Source organism: Enterococcus sp. DIV0802b, from assembly GCF_050543535.1.
Classification (GTDB): domain Bacteria; phylum Bacillota; class Bacilli; order Lactobacillales; family Enterococcaceae; genus Enterococcus_D; species Enterococcus_D entomosocium.
Genome location: NZ_CP172941.1, coordinates 3,028,245 through 3,045,792, shown reverse-complemented (window position 1 = coordinate 3,045,792; position 17,548 = coordinate 3,028,245). Strand labels below are relative to the sequence as shown.

The 17,548-nt window shown below is 42.8% G+C and carries 17 protein-coding genes and 2 other annotated features; of the genes, 14 read left to right on the top strand and 3 right to left on the bottom strand.

Features of this window, described 5'->3' with window-relative positions:
- The first annotated feature begins 171 nt into the window (after positions 1-171).
- The 5 genes from nox to IGJ12_RS14175 all read left to right on the top strand — a co-directional run bounded on the left by nox (position 172) and on the right by IGJ12_RS14175 (position 4,799).
- Positions 172-1,506 (top strand): H2O-forming NADH oxidase, encoded by a 1,335-nt coding sequence (gene nox, locus IGJ12_RS14195; RefSeq protein WP_008379508.1) that lies wholly within the window; start codon positions 172-174, stop codon positions 1,504-1,506.
- A 102-nt stretch (positions 1,507-1,608) separates the two neighbouring features.
- Positions 1,609-1,732 (top strand) — a sequence feature (ribosomal protein L20 leader region).
- Between the two features lie 47 nt (positions 1,733-1,779).
- Complete coding sequence (infC, locus tag IGJ12_RS14190) at positions 1,780-2,301, top strand: translation initiation factor IF-3 (RefSeq protein ID WP_005228103.1); 522 nt, start codon at positions 1,780-1,782, stop codon at positions 2,299-2,301.
- A 60-nt stretch (positions 2,302-2,361) separates the two neighbouring features.
- Positions 2,362-2,562 carry a 50S ribosomal protein L35 gene (rpmI, locus tag IGJ12_RS14185; RefSeq protein ID WP_003128650.1) on the top strand — a complete coding sequence of 67 codons (201 nt, stop codon included), beginning with the start codon at positions 2,362-2,364 and terminating at the stop codon, positions 2,560-2,562.
- Positions 2,563-2,625: 63 nt separating this feature from the next.
- Complete coding sequence (rplT, locus tag IGJ12_RS14180; RefSeq protein ID WP_003128653.1) at positions 2,626-2,985, top strand: 50S ribosomal protein L20; 360 nt, start codon at positions 2,626-2,628, stop codon at positions 2,983-2,985.
- 194 nt (positions 2,986-3,179) lie between these two features.
- The gene (locus IGJ12_RS14175; protein ID WP_142968531.1) at positions 3,180-4,799 is read left to right on the top strand and encodes an ABC transporter ATP-binding protein; all 1,620 of its coding nucleotides are present in this window, start codon (positions 3,180-3,182) and stop codon (positions 4,797-4,799) included.
- Positions 4,800-4,823: 24 nt separating this feature from the next.
- Here IGJ12_RS14175 and IGJ12_RS14170 read toward each other — a convergent pair whose 3' ends face one another.
- Positions 4,824-5,399: a helix-turn-helix transcriptional regulator gene (locus IGJ12_RS14170; protein WP_034872143.1), complete on the bottom strand. Its 576-nt coding sequence runs from the start codon at positions 5,397-5,399 to the stop codon at positions 4,824-4,826.
- A 549-nt stretch (positions 5,400-5,948) separates the two neighbouring features.
- Between IGJ12_RS14170 and IGJ12_RS14165 the strand changes: the two genes are divergently transcribed.
- The 6 genes from IGJ12_RS14165 to IGJ12_RS14140 all read left to right on the top strand — a co-directional run bounded on the left by IGJ12_RS14165 (position 5,949) and on the right by IGJ12_RS14140 (position 11,622).
- Positions 5,949-6,548 carry an MptD family putative ECF transporter S component gene (locus IGJ12_RS14165; protein WP_016609843.1) on the top strand — a complete coding sequence of 200 codons (600 nt, stop codon included), beginning with the start codon at positions 5,949-5,951 and terminating at the stop codon, positions 6,546-6,548.
- Positions 6,545-7,246 carry an energy-coupling factor transporter transmembrane component T gene (locus IGJ12_RS14160; RefSeq protein ID WP_430619145.1) on the top strand — a complete coding sequence of 234 codons (702 nt, stop codon included), beginning with the start codon at positions 6,545-6,547 and terminating at the stop codon, positions 7,244-7,246. Before IGJ12_RS14165 ends, IGJ12_RS14160 begins: the two co-directional genes overlap by 4 nt.
- Positions 7,243-8,679 carry an ABC transporter ATP-binding protein gene (locus tag IGJ12_RS14155; protein ID WP_194199215.1) on the top strand — a complete coding sequence of 479 codons (1,437 nt, stop codon included), beginning with the start codon at positions 7,243-7,245 and terminating at the stop codon, positions 8,677-8,679. The genes IGJ12_RS14160 and IGJ12_RS14155 overlap by 4 nt, the downstream gene beginning before the upstream one ends.
- Positions 8,680-8,820: 141 nt before the next feature.
- Complete coding sequence (locus IGJ12_RS14150; protein ID WP_034878320.1) at positions 8,821-9,528, top strand: response regulator transcription factor; 708 nt, start codon at positions 8,821-8,823, stop codon at positions 9,526-9,528.
- Positions 9,518-10,876 carry a sensor histidine kinase gene (locus IGJ12_RS14145; protein ID WP_301387896.1) on the top strand — a complete coding sequence of 453 codons (1,359 nt, stop codon included), beginning with the start codon at positions 9,518-9,520 and terminating at the stop codon, positions 10,874-10,876. The genes IGJ12_RS14150 and IGJ12_RS14145 overlap by 11 nt, the downstream gene beginning before the upstream one ends.
- A 107-nt stretch (positions 10,877-10,983) precedes the next feature.
- Positions 10,984-11,622 carry a PepSY domain-containing protein gene (locus IGJ12_RS14140; protein ID WP_061053303.1) on the top strand — a complete coding sequence of 213 codons (639 nt, stop codon included), beginning with the start codon at positions 10,984-10,986 and terminating at the stop codon, positions 11,620-11,622.
- Positions 11,623-11,690: 68 nt separating this feature from the next.
- Here the strand turns inward: IGJ12_RS14140 and IGJ12_RS14135 are convergent, their stop codons facing one another.
- On the bottom strand, positions 11,691-11,861 hold the full coding sequence (locus IGJ12_RS14135; protein ID WP_008379536.1) for a hypothetical protein: 171 nt from the start codon (positions 11,859-11,861) through the stop codon (positions 11,691-11,693).
- Between the two features lie 90 nt (positions 11,862-11,951).
- The gene (locus tag IGJ12_RS14130; protein ID WP_008379539.1) at positions 11,952-12,386 is read right to left on the bottom strand and encodes an acyl-CoA thioesterase; all 435 of its coding nucleotides are present in this window, start codon (positions 12,384-12,386) and stop codon (positions 11,952-11,954) included.
- A 189-nt stretch (positions 12,387-12,575) separates the two neighbouring features.
- Positions 12,576-12,780: a binding site (T-box leader), on the top strand.
- Between the two features lie 488 nt (positions 12,781-13,268).
- Between IGJ12_RS14130 and hisS the strand changes: the two genes are divergently transcribed.
- The 3 genes from hisS (at position 13,269) to IGJ12_RS14115 (ending at position 17,386) form a co-directional block, all read left to right on the top strand.
- A complete protein-coding gene (hisS, locus tag IGJ12_RS14125; protein WP_034872142.1) occupies positions 13,269-14,567 on the top strand; it encodes a histidine--tRNA ligase in 1,299 nt (432 codons plus the stop codon).
- 11 nt (positions 14,568-14,578) lie between these two features.
- Entirely contained in the window at positions 14,579-16,354 is a 1,776-nt protein-coding gene (gene aspS / locus IGJ12_RS14120; RefSeq protein ID WP_016612881.1) for an aspartate--tRNA ligase, read from the top strand.
- 156 nt (positions 16,355-16,510) lie between these two features.
- Complete coding sequence (locus IGJ12_RS14115) at positions 16,511-17,386, top strand: YitT family protein (protein ID WP_005233887.1); 876 nt, start codon at positions 16,511-16,513, stop codon at positions 17,384-17,386.
- The last annotated feature ends 162 nt before the right edge of the window (positions 17,387-17,548 follow it).

The following is a 17,548-nucleotide window of genomic DNA, read 5'->3' as shown; positions in this document are numbered from 1 at the left end:
ATCTTTTTGCTTGCAAGACGAAAATAATTTTGATATAGAAACTTAACCCGCTGAAAGTGACGTATATCAACGAAAAACTGTCACAAATTTTTAAAATCGCGAAAAAGTTGATAGTTTTCAAATTCACAAGCGAGCTATAATGACAATGTAAACAAAAGGAGGAAATTTTCCATGACAAAAACAGTTATTATCGGTGCAAACCACGCGGGGATTGCTGCTGCCAATACACTATTAGATAACTACAAAGACCAAGAGGTCGTAATGATCGACCGTAATACAAACTTAAGCTACCTAGGTTGTGGGACTGCTTTATGGGTTGGACGTCAAATCGATTCATACGAAGGCTTGTTCTATACAAAACGTGAAGATTTTGAAGCAAAAGGTGCAAAAATCCATATGGAAACAGTGGTTGACCATATCGATTTTGAGAAAAAAGAAGTACACGCTGTGACCAGTGAAGGTGAAACGATCGTTGAATCTTATGACAAAGTTGTCATCGCAACTGGATCTGTTCCGATCTCACCCAAAGTACCTGGACGTGACTTGAAAAACATCCATTTCTTGAAAAAATTCCAAGATGGACAAACGGTTGATAAAGAGTTAGCCTCAGAAGACGTGAAAAACGTTGCCGTTATCGGTGCTGGTTACATCGGTGTTGAAATTGCTGAAGCAGCAAAACGCCGTGGTAAAAATGTGTTGCTTTTTGATGCAGCGACACGGGCATTGCCAAACTACTACGACAAATGGTTCACAGAAGATATGGACAAAAACTTAGCTGACAATGGTATTGAATTGCATTTCGGTGAATTAGCACGTGAATACAAAGGAACAGAGAAAGTAGAAGCAGTTGTAACAGACAACGGCGAATACCCAGTTGATCTAGTGATCAATGCGATCGGTTTCTTACCAAACAATGAGCTAGGCAAAGATCATTTGGAATTGTTTGCTAACGGCGCGTACTTAGTGGACCGCCATCAACGGACAAGCGATGCAGATGTTTACGCAGTCGGTGACTGTGCAACTGTGTACTCAAATGCTTTGCAACAAACCACTTATATCGCATTAGCAACGAATGCCGTACGTTCAGGGATCGTCGCTGCCCATAATATCGGCGGAACTTCTTTAGAATCAACAGGTGTTCAAGGATCAAACGGGATTTCGATCTTCGGCTACAACATGGTTTCAACTGGCTTGTCAGTAGAAGCTGCCGAACGTAATGGCATGAAAGTGAAATACTCTGATTACGAAGATACCCAAAAACCAGGCTTCATGAAAGAAAATGCGACGGTTAAAATCCGCATCGTCTATGAAGAAGAATCACGCCGCATCGTTGGTGCACAAATGGCATCACGAACATCTGAAATCGCAATGGGCATCCACATGTTCTCACTAGCGATCGAAGAAGGCGTAACGATCGACAAGATGAAGCTATTAGATATCTTCTTCTTGCCTCACTTCAATCAACCATACAACTACATCACGATGGCTGCGTTGAAAGCAGAATAAGAAACACGAAAGTCGGAGCGTATGCTCCGGCTTTTTTTTTTTGAAACAATCATGAAAACTGTTGACAATAAGAGGAAAAAGCAGTATACTATAAAAGTTGAGAAATAAAAGCAGAAGCACCCGCTTCTCGCCTGAGTGAAGATATCGCTGGGCAGAATAGGATTCCTACTATTTATTTGTGTGGAGTACGTGCGGGTTCGTGAAGAACTCGTTTTTTTATTGTCTGATTTCGAATCGACAAGCTTTTCTTTCTCTCAAAAAACTCGGAGGTGAATGACCATAGCAAAGGATATGATGGTAAACGACGGCATTCGTGCACGTGAATTGCGTTTGATTGATCAAAACGGCGAACAACTTGGTGTAAAGAGTAAAGCTGAAGCATTGCAAATTGCAGAACGAGCAAACCTTGATGTGGTATTGGTGGCACCAAATGCTAAGCCGCCAGTAGCAAGAATTATGGATTACGGGAAATTCCGCTTTGAGCAACAGAAAAAAGACCGTGAAGCTCGTAAGAAACAAAAAGTAATCAACATTAAAGAGGTTCGTTTAAGTCCAACGATCGACGTCAATGATTTCAATACAAAATTGCGTAATGCACGTAAATTCCTTGAAAAAGGGGACAAAGTGAAAGCTTCGATCCGTTTCAAAGGCCGTGCCATTACCCATAAAGAAATTGGTCAGAAAGTGTTAGATCGTTTGGCGGAAGAAACTGCTGATTTGGCAACTGTTGAGCAAAAGCCAAAAATGGATGGCCGCAGTATGTTCTTAGTATTAGCACCAAAAAACGATAAATAATGACTCACTGAGTTTCAGTTTAAAGTCAGATAACGAAAGATTTTGAGGAGGAAATTAGTTATGCCAAAACAAAAAACACACCGCGGATTAGCAAAACGCGTAAAACGCACTGGCGGCGGCGGATTGAAACGCTTCCGTGCCTTTACCAGTCACCGTTTCCACGGCAAAACAAAAAAACAACGTCGTCAATTGCGTAAAGCTTCAATGGTTTCAGCTGGCGATTACAAACGTATCCGTCAACAACTAGCACGCATGAAATAATTGCGTAACCCAAGCTTCACGTATACAAACAATTATCGATTTTCATATTAGGAGGAATTATACATGGCACGTGTTAAAGGTGGAACAGTAACTCGTAAACGTCGTAAAAAAGTGCTTAAATTAGCAAAAGGTTACTACGGTTCTAAACACACTCTATTTAAAACAGCAAAAGAACAAGTAATGAATTCATACAACTACGCATACCGCGATCGTCGTCAAAAGAAACGCGACTTCCGCAAATTGTGGATCGCTCGTATCAACGCAGCGGCTCGTATGAATGGCTTAAGCTACTCAAAATTGATGCACGGCTTGAAATTAGCTGAAATCGACATCAACCGCAAAATGTTAGCTGACTTGGCTGTAAACGATGCAACAGCATTTACTGCATTAGCTGACCAAGCAAAAGACGCTTTAAACAAATAATCAATCGTTGGCAACAACGTTAGCCCCGCTCTTTGAGCGGGGTTTTTTTGTTTTTCTCGATGACCGAGGAATGGTTTCTCACTATCTTTCATACGTTTCTTTCCATTAAGCGAAAAATAGATTATACTTTTGAAAGCGGTTATTTTATTTATCTCACGACTTTTCCACGAACACTGCAGCAAAAGGAGCTTACGATGGCGATTGATTTATGGCGGCATTTTAAAAAAGGATTGACGGTATATATTGGGATTGGAATTGCGGTCTCATTTTTGAGTGCCGCGAATGTCTTTTATTTTCAAAAATTACTCGATTCATTTGGCAAGACATTTGATTGGTCAGTTATTTTTATCTATGGGTTAACGCTTGTACTGGTACCGCTTTTGTCCTATCTCGAGCAGAAACCCAAAACGAAATTGCACAACAGCATGTATTTCTATCTCAAAGAACAAGCTTTAGTGAAAATCAGCAAGATTACCTATTCTGAATACTTGCAGATTGGCTCTGGAGCACTCTTACAGAAAACTGAAGCGGGAGCAGCGGCGGGTAGAAATATCCATTTGAATTTTTATGGACGCTTGTTTAAAGAATTGCTTCCCGAAACACTGTTTAACTTAGCTTTTATTGCTATGATCGATAAAAGGTTGATTCCAGCGATCCTTGTGGGCTATCTAATGGTGTTTATCGTGACCAATTTGCTTTTGAAAGTTTTACGCTCTCTCAAAGAACATGTGCTAGTTTCAGAAGAAGCCATGAACAGCACCTTTATCCGCGGATTAACGGAAATGGTCACGTTTCGGATCAATAAACGGTTTGAAAAAGAGATCGCACAATATAAAAATATGTCTGCTGATACAACAGAACGTTTGACGAAAATGACGATGATCCATGAGTTTTTCTTTGGTTTTTTTGCAGTTTTAGTCGCATTGATCAAAGTCGCAATTGTGGTATTGGCATTTACAAATCAGATTACGGTCAGCTTGGGTGGTTTAGCAGCATTGATTATTTATGTGGATCGAATCTACACGCCTGTTGCAATATTTAACGTGATTTTTGTTCAATACAGCTTAGATAAAGTTGCCTTTGCACGGTTAAATGAATTTTTCTATCTGCCAGAGGACAAAGCATTAACACAAGGAGATGCATTGTCTGAAACCATCAACTACATCACAGTTAAGGATCTATCCGTCATACTTCAAGAAAAGAAAATCTTAACCGATAGCACACTGGAGCTGAAGCGGGGAGTGATTTATGGGTTAGTAGGAGAAAGCGGCGCAGGAAAATCAACGCTGGTCAAAACGATTTTAGGCTTGTATCAGCCGACGACCGGTGCAGTTCTGATCAATCACAAAAATTTGGCTGCTTACAACTTAAATGATTACTATCAGCATGTCTTTTATCTATCGCAAGATGCGCCAATATTCCAAGGAACGCTGAAAGAAAATATCATTTTTGATAAGGAAATCGCAGACGAGGAAATCATAGCGGTATTAGAAAAATGTCAATTAGGCGCATTCTATCAGGCACTCAAGGGAGGACTGTCTGCTGAAATTGGAGAAAAAGGAGCCAACCTTTCTGGTGGGGAAAAACAGCGGATCGCTTTTGCCCGATTGTTTTTCACAAACGCAGAAGTCATTGTCCTTGATGAAGCCACCTCTGCTTTAGACGAAACAACAGAAGAAAAGCTTTTTGCAGCGATCAAAGACCAATTGAAAAATAAACTAGTCATTATGATCACCCATCGCCCGAAAAATTTGATTTATGCGGATGAGATCATTGAATTGAAAAAAACACAGGTTGAAGCGGCTTCATCATAAAAGCAGCTTCAACCTGTGTTTTGATCAGCGCATCAGTAAATGCGGCAGTGTACTAAGCCATGCAAGCATGCCGACAATCAAGGCAAAGACCAAGACGATGACTGTTTTTGAGAGGAAATCTTTTTTGATGTCCCGCTTTTTCCTAATGGCATCGAGGTCTTGATTTTCCATGAAGGCAACGATCTCTTTATACGTTTTGATATTTTGGGTTTTCTTGATTTTTTCGATCTTCAATGCGGCATACATGGAGACGAGCCAAAAACATAGAGGCGGGGCAATCCACCAGTGTCCTGGTAAAAAGAGAGCAGGCCCAACAGATAATGCGGCCAACAATGTAAAGACCAACATTATTTTCGTGTAGTGATCCATTGCTGTTTTCTCAATCGTTTCTTTCATTTGTTCAACATCCCCTTTGACTAATTCATCTAAAGAAACATCAAATAGAACACTGAGCAATAATAAGTTGTGAACATCAGGATAACTTTTTTCATTCTCCCAATTTGAGATCGTTTGTCGGGAGACATAGAGTTTTTCTGCCAGCCCTTCCTGAGAGAGACTTAATCGTTCCCGATGTTTTTTTATTTGTTTGCTTAAGTTCATTTTATCCGCTCCTTCTACCATTAGTGTAGGACAATGTCTGCGTTCTAACGATCAAATGTCTTTGACAATGCCTTGAAATCAAGTGTCAAAATGTTTTTACAGTTGGGTTTATGCTTTTTACACAGCAGTACAGCGTCGATTTTCTTCAACGAATAAGCGACAGTCAGCTTTCTTATTGTTTTTTTTAGAAGCACCTGCTGGTTTCTTAATAAAGAAAATGATGAAGAGTCTGTGCTGATTTTTAATGTTTGTCTTTATCTATTATTCATTAATTTCGCAAAGATGGGAAGAGGAGAAAACAACTAAGCGTGTGAAAGATTCATTTTTCCATTAGTGGATCTTTAAAGGTACCTGTGTGTTGAAATGGAGCCATTCAGAAGACACCTCTGTTTGTTGGTTTTGTTTTAGAAGAAAATCGACTGTTGGTAAGCATATCTCCCCATAAAAACGTCTGCTTTGTGCTATACTGAGGCTTTGTAAAAATAAGTTTGTACAAGCAAGCAGCAACGGTTTTTTCATTGATTGCTTGCAAGAAGGAGCGTATACGCAGTGAAAAAACTAAAGGTTCAAGATTTAATTGCAGTAGGGATCTATACAGCGATCTATTTTCTTTTAATGAGCGTCTGTCTATTGATTTTGCGTTTTGTGATCCCAGGTTTTCATAATTTATTTATTCCAGCAGTCACCGCTTTGTTTTCTGGCATTATCTATCTGATTTTATTGAATAAAGTACCGAAATTTGGCGCAATCACCATTATGGGTACCGTGGTAGGGCTCTTTTTTTTGATTTCAGGACATTTTCCATTGGCCTTTTTGCCGAATATGATATGTGCCTTAGCAGCTGATTTGATTCAATACAAAACAAAGCTCAAAGAGAACGTTCGCGTACTGGCGAGTTATATCGTCTTTAGTTTTGGCTTGATGGGCCCGATCTTGCCCCTGTGGTTTATGAAAAATGCCTATATCGATTCATTAGTGGCTCGCGGAAAAGATGAAACCTACATTGCCGGCGTGTTTGCTCATACCTCCAATTTGATGTTAGGGCTTTGTGCATTGGCGGTTTTGATTGGTGCGGTGGCTGGTTTAGGTATCGGCAGTCGCTTGATGGAAAAACATTTTCAACCAACGATCCAATCGCATAAAGGGTGAGGAATGTGTCGAAAACAAGGTTTGATCCCCGCAGCAAATTAGCGGTGATTCTCTTTGCTAGTTTTACTATGATGGTGTCCATTAGCTGGATCGATGAGTTTGTCTTTGTCACGTTCTTGCTGCTGCTATTTTTAGTCAGCGGCTTTTGGAAAAAAGGCTTGCTGCTCTATGGCGTGTTTGTCTTGCTGACAATGGCAGATAGTTTTTTGTTTCGCCAAGGCAACCACGTACTAATCGTGTTGCTGGATTTCTTTTCCGTCGGTTATCGCCGCTTATTGCCAACGATCATGGCGGCGGCTTTTGCCATTAGCGGGACGAAAAACAGTGAGTGGATGGCTGCGCTGCAAAAAATGCACGTGCCCAACGTATTATTAGTCCCGCTGGCAGTCTTATTTCGTTTTTTCCCCACACTGGTACAAGATTTCAAAAGTATTCGCCAAGCGATGCGCTTTCGCGGCATCTCGCTGTCCGCAGGATCGATCTTGCTTCATCCGCTGCAAAGTGCGGAGTATTTTTTGATCCCATTACTGATGTCGGCTGAAAAGACCGCAACCGAACTGTCGGCTACGGCCCTCGTTCGCGGGCTAGCATCAGAAAATCCCCATACCACCGTCCACGAACTGAAGCTGCGCTGGTGGGATGGCTTGGTCTTTTTAGCATTAGGAGGCTTTATCGTGAAAAGGATGTGGCTTGGATGATCAGATTAGAACAAGTGTCAGTGAAGCGAGAAAATCGAACCGTATTATCTGAGCTCTCTTTGACGGTCGCAGCTGGGGAAGTCATCGTTTTGTGCGGCGCTAGCGGCAGCGGCAAATCGACCTTGCTCAATGTTTTGAATGGCTTGATCCCTGAGCTGTATCCCGCCGAAGTGCAAGGAAAGATCCGTGTCGGAGAAACAGACTTGCCAGTTGCCGATTTCTCCCATTATGCCCAGACGATTGGCGTCGTCTTTCAAAACCCCAAGACTCAATTTTTCACCACGGATGTCTATTCGGAGTTGGCTTTTTCGATGGAAAATGCGGGCGTCGCACCAGAAAACATTCGGCAGCGAATCACCGAAGTAGCGCAGCAGTTTTCCCTGACCCCGTTGCTTGATGCTAGTGTCTTTGACCTATCTGGTGGGGAGAAGCAGCTGATTGCTCTCGCTGCAGCCACGATGCTGCCCCATGATGTGTTCTTATTGGATGAGCCTTCCAGTAATTTGGATCAAGAAGCGATCCAAAAGTTGACTCAAGGATTGGCTTCTTTAAAACAACAAGGGAAAACCATTGTGATCGCCGAACACCGCTTGGCGTATTTGGCGCCACTGGCAGATCGCTTCTGTCTATTAGAAGCAGGACGATTGCGGGCGTCTTATCCAGCAGCTCAGCTTTTGTCACTGCCCGAGGAGGCAATTCACGAGTTGGGATTGCGAAAAGTAGGCGAGGCGGCATTGGAAAATCAGCACTGCCGAGAATCTTTGCCAGAAAAGTCTGGATTAAGGGCAACGCATCTGCAGATCAAGCAATCGAAACGCTCAGCAAACAGCAGGAATTGGGCGCTTAACTTGCCTGAACTACAATTGCCGACGAAGCAAGCTGTGGGGATCGTTGGACCAAATGGTGCTGGCAAAAGTACGTTGGTGCAAGTCCTGTCAGGATTGAAAAAATGTCCAGAAGCAGTATTTGCCATCAATGGACAAAAGCGGACCCAAAAGCAGCTGCTGCAGGAAAGCTTTCTTGTGATGCAGGATGTTAACTTGCAGCTGTTTTTTGAAACGGTGGAAAAAGAGCTGCTGATCAAAGCCCAAAACCCAGCTCGTTTTGAAGAAATTGTCTCATTGTTGCACTTAACACCACTCCTTGCCCGACATCCGCAAAGCTTGTCGGGTGGGGAAAAACAACGAGTTGCGATTGGCAGTGCCTTGCTTTCTGGCAAACGTTTGTTGTTTTTCGATGAACCAACGAGTGGATTAGATTTGCAGCAAATGGAGGAAGTCGCAAAACTACTGCGAATAGTTGCCAAAGAAGTTGATTTATTAGCCGTGATCAGTCATGATCGTGAGTTTTTAGCTGAAACATGTCCTTACATGATTCAACTCGAAAAAGGAGAACTTGTTGGCACGTATCAGCTGGCAAAAAATATGGAATAACTGAAAGACGGAGTGAACCTTGGTTCATGCCGTCTTTTTTTGGTCGAACATGAAAAAATCTTCATGTTTTTTTCTTTCAATCAGTTAGGAAGTTTTGAAAAAATCCGTTATGATAGAAGCAAAACCAGAGGAGGAGCGCATATGACTTTGAAGATCTTGCTAGTAGAAGACGAAGAAAGTTTAGCCAGTTTTATCCAGTCCGAATTGACTTTTGAGGGATATGGCACGGTCTGGGCCAAAGATGGGCAAGAGGCATTGACCTTGTTCAATCAGCAAGCAAATGCTTTTGATCTGATTTTATTGGATTGGATGCTGCCAATCTATGATGGCATCACAGTGGCGCGGCGGATACGCAAAGAAAGCGACATCCCGATTTTGATGATGACCGCCAGAAATCAAACCGCCGATGTGGTGACGGGGCTTGATGTTGGGTTAGATGATTATTTAACGAAACCTTTTGAAATCGAAGAACTGTTTGCCAGAATTCGCGTGATCGAGCGGCGGCTGCAAAGAGAAGCCAAACAACAAAAGAACCAGCAAAACCAATTAGTGGCGGGGGAGCTGATGATGGACATCGCCAAGCACTTGGTTCAGGTTGCCGGTGAAACCATTGAGTTGACGCCCAAAGAGTTTGGGATTTTATATGAATTGATGAAAGAGCCGGAAGTCGTCAAAACCAGAGATGACCTATTGAATGAGATTTGGGGTTATGAATACGACGGTCAAACGAATGTTGTAGATGTCTATATCCGTACACTGCGGAACAAGCTGGATGTTTGCGGCAAAGGCAAAATGATCGCAACCGTTCGAGGATTAGGCTATGTCTTGAGGACCGACCATGAAGAATAAGTCAGTCAACCAACGTAGAAAAACAGCCCAGTTTCAATTGACGAGCCGCTTTTCCTTGATACTCTTTGGTCTGCTGATTCTCTTCAATCTGCTGTTTATTTTATTATCCGTAGGTTATTTGTTTGAACATATCGAAAATCGTGCCAGCAACATTCTTGAAGCCATCGAAAAAGGCGAGGCATCAGGGGATACCTGGGACACTCTCGTCAATGCCTATGTTTCGGCAGATGAAGAAGACGCCCTGCAAGTGATCTTAGCCGATGGCAGTGTCGTTTCATCAGAAGATGCGGAAGAGATTTTTGCCGATATCAATCAAGGACGAGTGATGCCATTTCTCGAAGACATCGTTTTTACAGAGGATGGCATCTATTACACGAAAACCCAAGAAGTCGATGGGGATCAGGTGACGATCGCTATCAATGGGGAGGATAGTGTGGAATTAGCCTATGGTCTCTTTATGATCAGCAGTTTCTTGAATCTGATCGCTGTTGTGATTGGCAGCCTGCTGATTTATTGGAGTGTCGGGAAATGGAGTCAGAAACTTACCGGCATGGCGCAAGAAATTGCTGCCATTGAACAAAGCCGACAAGGAGAATTGTCAGTGTCTGAAGAACCCATCGAGATTCGTTCGGTGGCCTTGGCGTTCAATAAATTGTTGAAAGAACAGCGTGAGACGATCGAACGGGAAAAACGATTCGTTGCCGATGCTTCCCATGAGCTGCGCACACCTTTGGCTGCGATTCGCGGACATGTCCAATTGATCCAGCGGCGTGGAACCAAACATCCCGAAGTCATTCCTTCCTCGATGGCATTTATTGACAAAGAGTCGAAGCGTTTGGAAACATTGAGCAATCAATTGCTAGACCTAGAAAAAAATCAATCCCAAGAAGAAATGACCCTTGTTAATGTTTCCCAGATCGTCCGAGAAGAGTGTGAAAAACAAGCGACGATCGTTCCGCAATCGATTGAATATTTTGTGGAGAACCAATGTATGAAGCGAGGACATAAACGTGACTTCCAGCAAATCATCCAAAACCTGTTAGAAAATGCCGCGAAGTATTCGCCTGTTGATCAGCCGATTCATGTGACCTTGACACAAGAGCAAAGGCAGTTGTCTTTAACCGTCGTCGATTTTGGCATTGGGATTCCCGATGATAAGAAAGCCTTGATTTTTGAACGGTTCTATCGGGTAGAAGATTCTCGTTCTAGCCAGATTGCCGGTTCAGGCATTGGGCTTTCACTGGTAAAACAGCTGGCAGACAAATATCATGCCAAAATCACCGTGACAGACAATCAACCGCAAGGCAGTATCTTTAAGCTGGCCTTTCCAAATGAAAGAGAAAGATGAAGATTTTTTTAGATTTTCTTCAAGCAATTTTGATTCTTTTTCTTTGGGAACTTGTTATTCTAAATATATAGAAAAAAGGAATACACAAACAATTGGAGGAATGAAACATGAAAAAAACAACTATTTTATTCGGAATTGCCGCATTAGGGTTATTGGCAGGATGTACACAAAACAACACGGGAAATTCAGAACCTGCGCAAAACAGCAGCTCAAGCACAGCAGTTGCCTCATCAAGTGAAACAACCTCATCACAAGCAGCGGACAGCTCTTCAAGCAGTGCAGCGATCGCCAATGGGGGCTTGCCTACGGTGACCGTAGAAGAAGCGATCCAAGTATTCCAAGACAAATACCCAGATGCAGCGATCACTTCGATTGATTTGGATACTTCTTTTGGCAATTACTTCTACCAAGTAGAAGGCGTGGATGAAACGAATGAGTTTGAATTAAAGATCGATGCAGAAACCAAAGAAACTTCTGAAGAAAGAACGGAAAAATTGGATGCCGATGAACAAAACGGTGTCAAAAAAGATGCCGATCAATTGGACCTAACCAACTTGCTTTCATTGGAAGAAATTTCTGATATCGCCGTGAAAGAAGCTGGCGGTGGTCAAGCAACAGATTGGTCATTAGACAAAGAAATGAATGTAACCTATTGGGAAGTCAAAGTAGAAGATGGCAACAAACAAACAGATGTGAAAATCAATGCCCAAACAGGTGAAGTACTTGAAACAGAATTGGATGACTAATCCTTTTACGCAGTAAAAAAGATAAGCCGCTATCGTCTATGCGCAAAAGACGATAACGGCTTATTTCTTTACGTATGCTGTTTGACTTCAGTTAACGGTTTGACGCGACCACCAATTTTATCTGCAAATGCTTCGGACTGCTTCCGATCTTCAAAGACCCATAACTTGTCTGGAATTTTTTCACGAGTGCGACGACCATCTTTGCCAATGTAACCATGCAAAACTTTAATCACGTACATCGCCATCATCCTTCCCTGAAATTACTTTTGATTATACGAAAGCCGTTTCAAAAAGCAAGGATTTTGACTTAAATGAGTGATCAGAATTGATTATTCTCCTGACAGGGCAGCATAATCAGCAAATCGTTGATGGATTTCAGGAAAACTACGCTTCAGCTGCACGATGCGATTGGTCTCTTTTGCTAAAAAACAATGCTTTGAAGTCCCCGTCGTAGCCAACTGACCATCGCTAGTTTTGTAGATCTCATAGCGAAAATCCAAACGCGTGCCCGTATATTTGTCGACCAAAACATCGATTCGCACCTCATCTTCGTAACGAATCATCGTTTTGTATTGCGCACTGACTTCCAGCACGGGAACGATCAAGCCAGCTTCTTCGATCGTATGATACGGTAAATCCAAAAACGCCAGTAATTCCACGCGGGCCTCTTCAAACCAGCGGATATAATTGGCGTGATGGATGATCGCCATTTGATCGGTCTCATAGTAGTGTGGTTGACGGATATAGCCTGAATATAAAGACATAAAAACAGCTCCTTTCATAGAAACAAAACCTTCGTTATTCAGCATAACGCAAAAAGAAAGAAAAGCAAACAGAAGGGTAACTTCTTTGCGTTGACTACTAGAGAAAACGCTACTTGAAAGCAGCGGAGTGAAAAAGACAGTGAAACACCTTGACTTTTTCATAGCTTTCTTGTAGTTTATAGATAATATCAAAAATCAGTGAAGGATCGAGTACTTTATTCTATTCCTTAAAAGAGAAAACTGCCCCGGCTGAAAGCAGTTTAGGACGTGTAAAGGAAAGACAATCTGGAGATGAACAGAAGAAAAGCTGTTCCGTGACCGAGCGTTAATCGAGAGGAGAAGAACATTTCTCGAATTTAGGTGGTACCGCGTGTAATCAAAACTCGCCCTTGTATAAAAAAACAAGGGCGAGTTTTTTGCTGTGAATCACTATGATTGGCTTGCGGAGCAAGACAGAATAGATGATGAACAGTACTAGGCGACCACAGGGAGCGTAGTAACCATACTAGGAATCACTGGGGTTGGCTTGCGGAGCAAGACAGAATAGATGATGAACAGTACTAGGCGACCCTAGGGAGCGTAGTAACCATACTAGGAATCACTGGGGTTGGCTTGCGGAGCAAGACAGAATAGATGATGAACAGTACTAGGCGACCTAGGGAGCGTAGTAACCGAACTAGGAATCACTGGGATTGTCTTTTGGAGCAAGACAGAATAGATGATGACCAGCAGCAACCAACCACTAAAAGCGCAATAACCCAAAAGCCAAACACGAGAACAACCCACCCATATCAACGAGCAACAAGCAATAGGTGAATAAGCAAACAAGTAATGAAAGCAAAGAACATGGGCAACCATGAAACAAATAGGAGGATGCATACGATGAGTTACCAACGTCCAAAAGGAACCAACGATATTTTGCCAGGAGAATCCGAAAAATGGCAATTTGTGGAAGAAACAGCACGTTTAGTGTTTCGCGATTACCAATTCAATGAGATTCGGACACCGATTTTTGAGCACTTTGAAGTGATTGCCCGCAGTGTCGGGGACACAACGGATATCGTTTCAAAAGAAATGTATGATTTCTACGATAAAGGAGAGCGGCATGTGACGTTGCGTCCAGAAGGCACCGCACCGATCGCTCGTTCTTATGTCGAAAACAAACTATTCGGACCAGAACATACGAAGCCTTATAAAGTGTTTTACATGGGACCAATGTTCCGTTATGAACGTCCGCAAAAAGGCCGTTTGCGTCAATTCCACCAAATCGGTGTCGAAGTTTTCGGTTCAGCAAATCCAGCGACCGATGTTGAGACAATGGCGATGGCAATGGATTTTTATCGTCAATTAGGACTGAGTCAATTGCGCTTGGTCATCAATTCATTAGGTGACAAAGAGACACGCCAAAACTATCGTCAAGCGTTGATCGATTATCTAGCGCCCCATGAAGCGGAGCTTAGTGAGGATTCAAAACGCCGCTTGCATGAGAATCCTTTGCGGGTCCTTGACAGCAAAGACAAGCGAGACCAAAAATTTGTGGCAGATGCGCCATCGATCTTAGACTACTTAACGCCAGATGCCAAGGCACATTTTGAAACCGTAACGAGTATGCTGGATGCGTTGGAGATCCCTTATGAGGTCGATTCGAATATGGTGCGTGGTCTGGATTATTATACCCACACGATTTTTGAGATCATGAGTGATGCACCAAAAATGGGGGCGCAAGCCACCATCTGTGCCGGCGGTCGTTACAATCATTTAGTGGAAGAGCTAGGTGGACCAGAAACACCTGGTTTTGGTTTTGCTTTGGGGATCGAACGTTTATTGATCACTATGGAAGCCGAAGAAGTTGTGATTCCTGCTTTGAATGAGTTAGATGCGTATGTGGTTGGTCTGGGACAAGAAACCAATTTAGAAGCGCTGAAAGTCGTGCAAGCGATTCGTAATTTCGGCTTTTCTGCCGATCGTGATTTCATGGATCGTAAAGCCAAAGCCCAGTTCAAATCTGCTGATAAACAAGGGGCACGGTTGGTTCTGACTCTAGGCGAAACAGAATTAGCAGAACAAGTGATCAATATCAAATCCATGGCAAGCCGTGAAGAAAAACAATTTCCGTTAGCGGATCTTTATGCCCGCTTCGATGAGATCTACGATGAAATGACAACCAAAATGTTTGAGTGAGGAGAAAAAGAATGACAAAACGTACAGTATATTGCGGGTTAGTAAATGAGACCCATTTAAACCAGACAGTGACACTAAAAGGCTGGGTGCAAAAGCGCCGTGACTTAGGTGGCGTGATTTTTATTGACTTGCGCGACCGGGAAGGGATCGTGCAAATCGTCTTCAATCCTGAGGTTTCGAAAGAAGCCTGGGAAATCGCGGACAAATGCCGCAGCGAATATGTATTAGAAGTAACAGGTCAAGTAATCAATCGTGCACCAGAAGCCATCAATCCGAAAATGGTGACAGGTGCCTATGAAGTGATGATCAGCGAAATCACGATTTTAAACACTGCAAAAACACCAGCCTTTTTGATTGAAGATGATCAAACCGTTGGCGACGAGATTCGCATGAAATACCGTTATTTAGACTTGCGTCGTCCAAAAATGACGAACAACATCGTGATGCGGGCGAAAACGACGCAAGCGATCCGCAATTTCTTAGACACGAACGAGTTCTTGGATATCGAAACACCTTATCTAGGAAAATCAACACCAGAGGGCGCGCGGGATTATTTGGTTCCTTCACGGATCTATCCAGGTCATTTCTATGCGTTGCCGCAATCACCACAAATTTTTAAACAGTTATTGATGGGCGCCGGCTTCGATCGCTACTATCAAATCGTACGTTGCTTCCGTGACGAAGATTTGCGGGGCGACCGTCAACCAGAATTTACCCAAGTCGATATCGAAACCTCTTTCTTGACGGCAGAAGAAATCCAAACCTATACGGAAGAGCTATTGGCAAAAGTGATGCGAGAAGTCAAAGGCATCGAAGTTACCTTGCCATTCCCACGGATGACCTATGATGAGGCAATGGGACGCTACGGCAGTGACAAACCAGATACACGGTTTGACATGGAGCTTATCGACTTATCAGAAGTTGTGAAAGACGTTGATTTTAAAGTCTTCCAAATGGCTCTTGAAAAAGGCGGCGTTGTGAAAGTCTTGAATGCCAAAGGGGCTGCAGACAAATACTCAAGAAAAGACATGGACAATCTAGGCCATTACGCTGGCCAATTTGGTGCCAAAGGATTGGCATGGGTCAAAGTTGAAGAAGATGGATTGAAAGGACCGATCGCTAAATTCTTGACGGAAGCAACCGACGCGATTATTGCAGCAGCCAATGCGGAAGTTGGCGATATTCTGATGTTTGGTGCCGATTCCTTTGAGATCGTTTCAGCAACGTTAGGTGCGATTCGTAATAAATTAGGAAAAGAATTAGGCTTGATCGACGAGAGCAAATTCAACTTCCTATGGGTTACTGACTGGCCGCAATTTGAATACGATGAAGAAGCAGGCCGCTATGTTTCTGCTCACCATCCATTCACATTGCCAAAAGAAAGCGATCTGCCATTGTTAACGACAGACCCTTCAAAGGTCTATGCGCAAGCCTACGATATCGTGCTAAACGGTTACGAGTTAGGTGGCGGATCATTGCGTATCCATACACGGGAAGTGCAAGAGCAAATGTTTGAAGCGCTGGGCTTCTCACGTCGCGAGATGCAAAATCAATTTGGCTTCTTATTGGATGCTTTGGATTATGGTTTCCCACCACATGGTGGCATCGCCCTTGGGTTAGACCGGTTAGTGATGCTCTTGGCTGGTGAAGAAAACATTCGCGAAGTCATTGCCTTCCCTAAAAATGGGAAAGCGGCTGATCCAATGTCACAAGCGCCAAGTACCGTTTCGCCAATGCAACTGTTTGACTTGAGCATTGATGTAACAACGGTTGAAGAAAACGAATAAGCGTTAAACCCATGATGAAATGAGTGATGAAATAGAAATTGGTGAATGAATGAAAAAAGTTCATGAGAATTCACCCATTTCTTTCATTGCTCGTTTCTTTTTTTATGTGCTGAAGTATAATAAAGGCAAATCAAAAAAGTGAGGCTATGAAATGCAATGACTCCTCTGTTTAAATGGCTCCCTCATCCGGAATATGCCAACAAACTTTCATTCTCGATCGTGTACGCACTGCTGGCATCGATTGCGGTCAATTTTTTCTATCAGCCGGGCAATATTTATTCCAGCGGCATTACCGGTGTCGCTCAGATCATTACTACGATCTCAAGAGAATGGATCGGGTTTTATATCCCCTTATCTCTTGCGCTATTATTGTTGAATGTGCCATTATTTTTTCTTGGCTGGTTTAAGATCGGCCACAAATTTACGATCTTTACTGGAATCACTGTTTTATTGACATCCTTATTCGTGCAAATTTTGCCAGAAGAAACCGTCACGACGGACCCGATGATCTGTGCGATTTTCGGTGGTGCCATCAATGGAGTGGGGATCGGCTATGCCTTGAAGAATGGTCTTTCTTCCGGAGGGCTGGATTTTGTCAGCATTGCCATCCGCAAACGGACAGGGAAGACGATCGGCTCGATATCGATTTTCTTTAACATTGTTATTTTGTTCGCCGCCGGAATCTTGTTTGGCTGGCAATATGCGTTGTATAGTGCAATCGCGATTTTTGTCAGTGGAAAAGTGACGGATGCGGTCTTTACGAAGCAAAAGAAAATGCAGGTGACGATCATCACTCGCAACCCAGAAGAAGTCATTCAAACGATCCAAAAACATATGCGGCGAGGCATTACCATCATCAATGAAGCCGAAGGAGCCTACAAGCATGACAAACAAACGGTTTTGCTGACGGTAGTCACACGCTTTGAACTGCCGATGCTGCGCAGTGCTATGAAAGAAGCCGATCCAAAAGCCTTTGTTAGTATTGCGGAAAATGTCCAGATTTTGGGTCGATTTTATGAAGAAGAACTGTAAAAAAGGAGTTGGAAAAGTATTTCTTTATAGAAGTACTTTTTTTTCGCCAAAAATTAATTTTTTTGAAATATAGCAGATGTTGCTAGCTTTATATGGGGGATTTCTGGTAAATTATGAGAGTATGGAATCAATAGCGTTCATGCTGAAATTGTTTTTTTATGA

What these genes read in the sequence shown, in the direction of transcription:
- nox (WP_008379508.1), top strand. Translation starts at nt 172, where the DNA reads ATGACAAAAACAGTTATTATCGGTGCAAACCACGCGGGGATTGCTGCT.
- infC (WP_005228103.1), top strand. Translation starts at nt 1,780, where the DNA reads ATGACCATAGCAAAGGATATGATGGTAAACGACGGCATTCGTGCACGT.
- rpmI (WP_003128650.1), top strand. Translation starts at nt 2,362, where the DNA reads ATGCCAAAACAAAAAACACACCGCGGATTAGCAAAACGCGTAAAACGC.
- rplT (WP_003128653.1), top strand. Translation starts at nt 2,626, where the DNA reads ATGGCACGTGTTAAAGGTGGAACAGTAACTCGTAAACGTCGTAAAAAA.
- IGJ12_RS14175 (WP_142968531.1), top strand. Translation starts at nt 3,180, where the DNA reads ATGGCGATTGATTTATGGCGGCATTTTAAAAAAGGATTGACGGTATAT.
- IGJ12_RS14170 (WP_034872143.1), bottom strand. Translation starts at nt 5,399, where the DNA reads ATGAACTTAAGCAAACAAATAAAAAAACATCGGGAACGATTAAGTCTC.
- IGJ12_RS14155 (WP_194199215.1), top strand. Translation starts at nt 7,243, where the DNA reads ATGATCAGATTAGAACAAGTGTCAGTGAAGCGAGAAAATCGAACCGTA.
- IGJ12_RS14150 (WP_034878320.1), top strand. Translation starts at nt 8,821, where the DNA reads ATGACTTTGAAGATCTTGCTAGTAGAAGACGAAGAAAGTTTAGCCAGT.
- IGJ12_RS14145 (WP_301387896.1), top strand. Translation starts at nt 9,518, where the DNA reads ATGAAGAATAAGTCAGTCAACCAACGTAGAAAAACAGCCCAGTTTCAA.
- IGJ12_RS14140 (WP_061053303.1), top strand. Translation starts at nt 10,984, where the DNA reads ATGAAAAAAACAACTATTTTATTCGGAATTGCCGCATTAGGGTTATTG.
- IGJ12_RS14135 (WP_008379536.1), bottom strand. Translation starts at nt 11,861, where the DNA reads ATGTACGTGATTAAAGTTTTGCATGGTTACATTGGCAAAGATGGTCGT.
- IGJ12_RS14130 (WP_008379539.1), bottom strand. Translation starts at nt 12,386, where the DNA reads ATGTCTTTATATTCAGGCTATATCCGTCAACCACACTACTATGAGACC.
- hisS (WP_034872142.1), top strand. Translation starts at nt 13,269, where the DNA reads ATGAGTTACCAACGTCCAAAAGGAACCAACGATATTTTGCCAGGAGAA.
- aspS (WP_016612881.1), top strand. Translation starts at nt 14,579, where the DNA reads ATGACAAAACGTACAGTATATTGCGGGTTAGTAAATGAGACCCATTTA.
- IGJ12_RS14115 (WP_005233887.1), top strand. Translation starts at nt 16,511, where the DNA reads ATGACTCCTCTGTTTAAATGGCTCCCTCATCCGGAATATGCCAACAAA.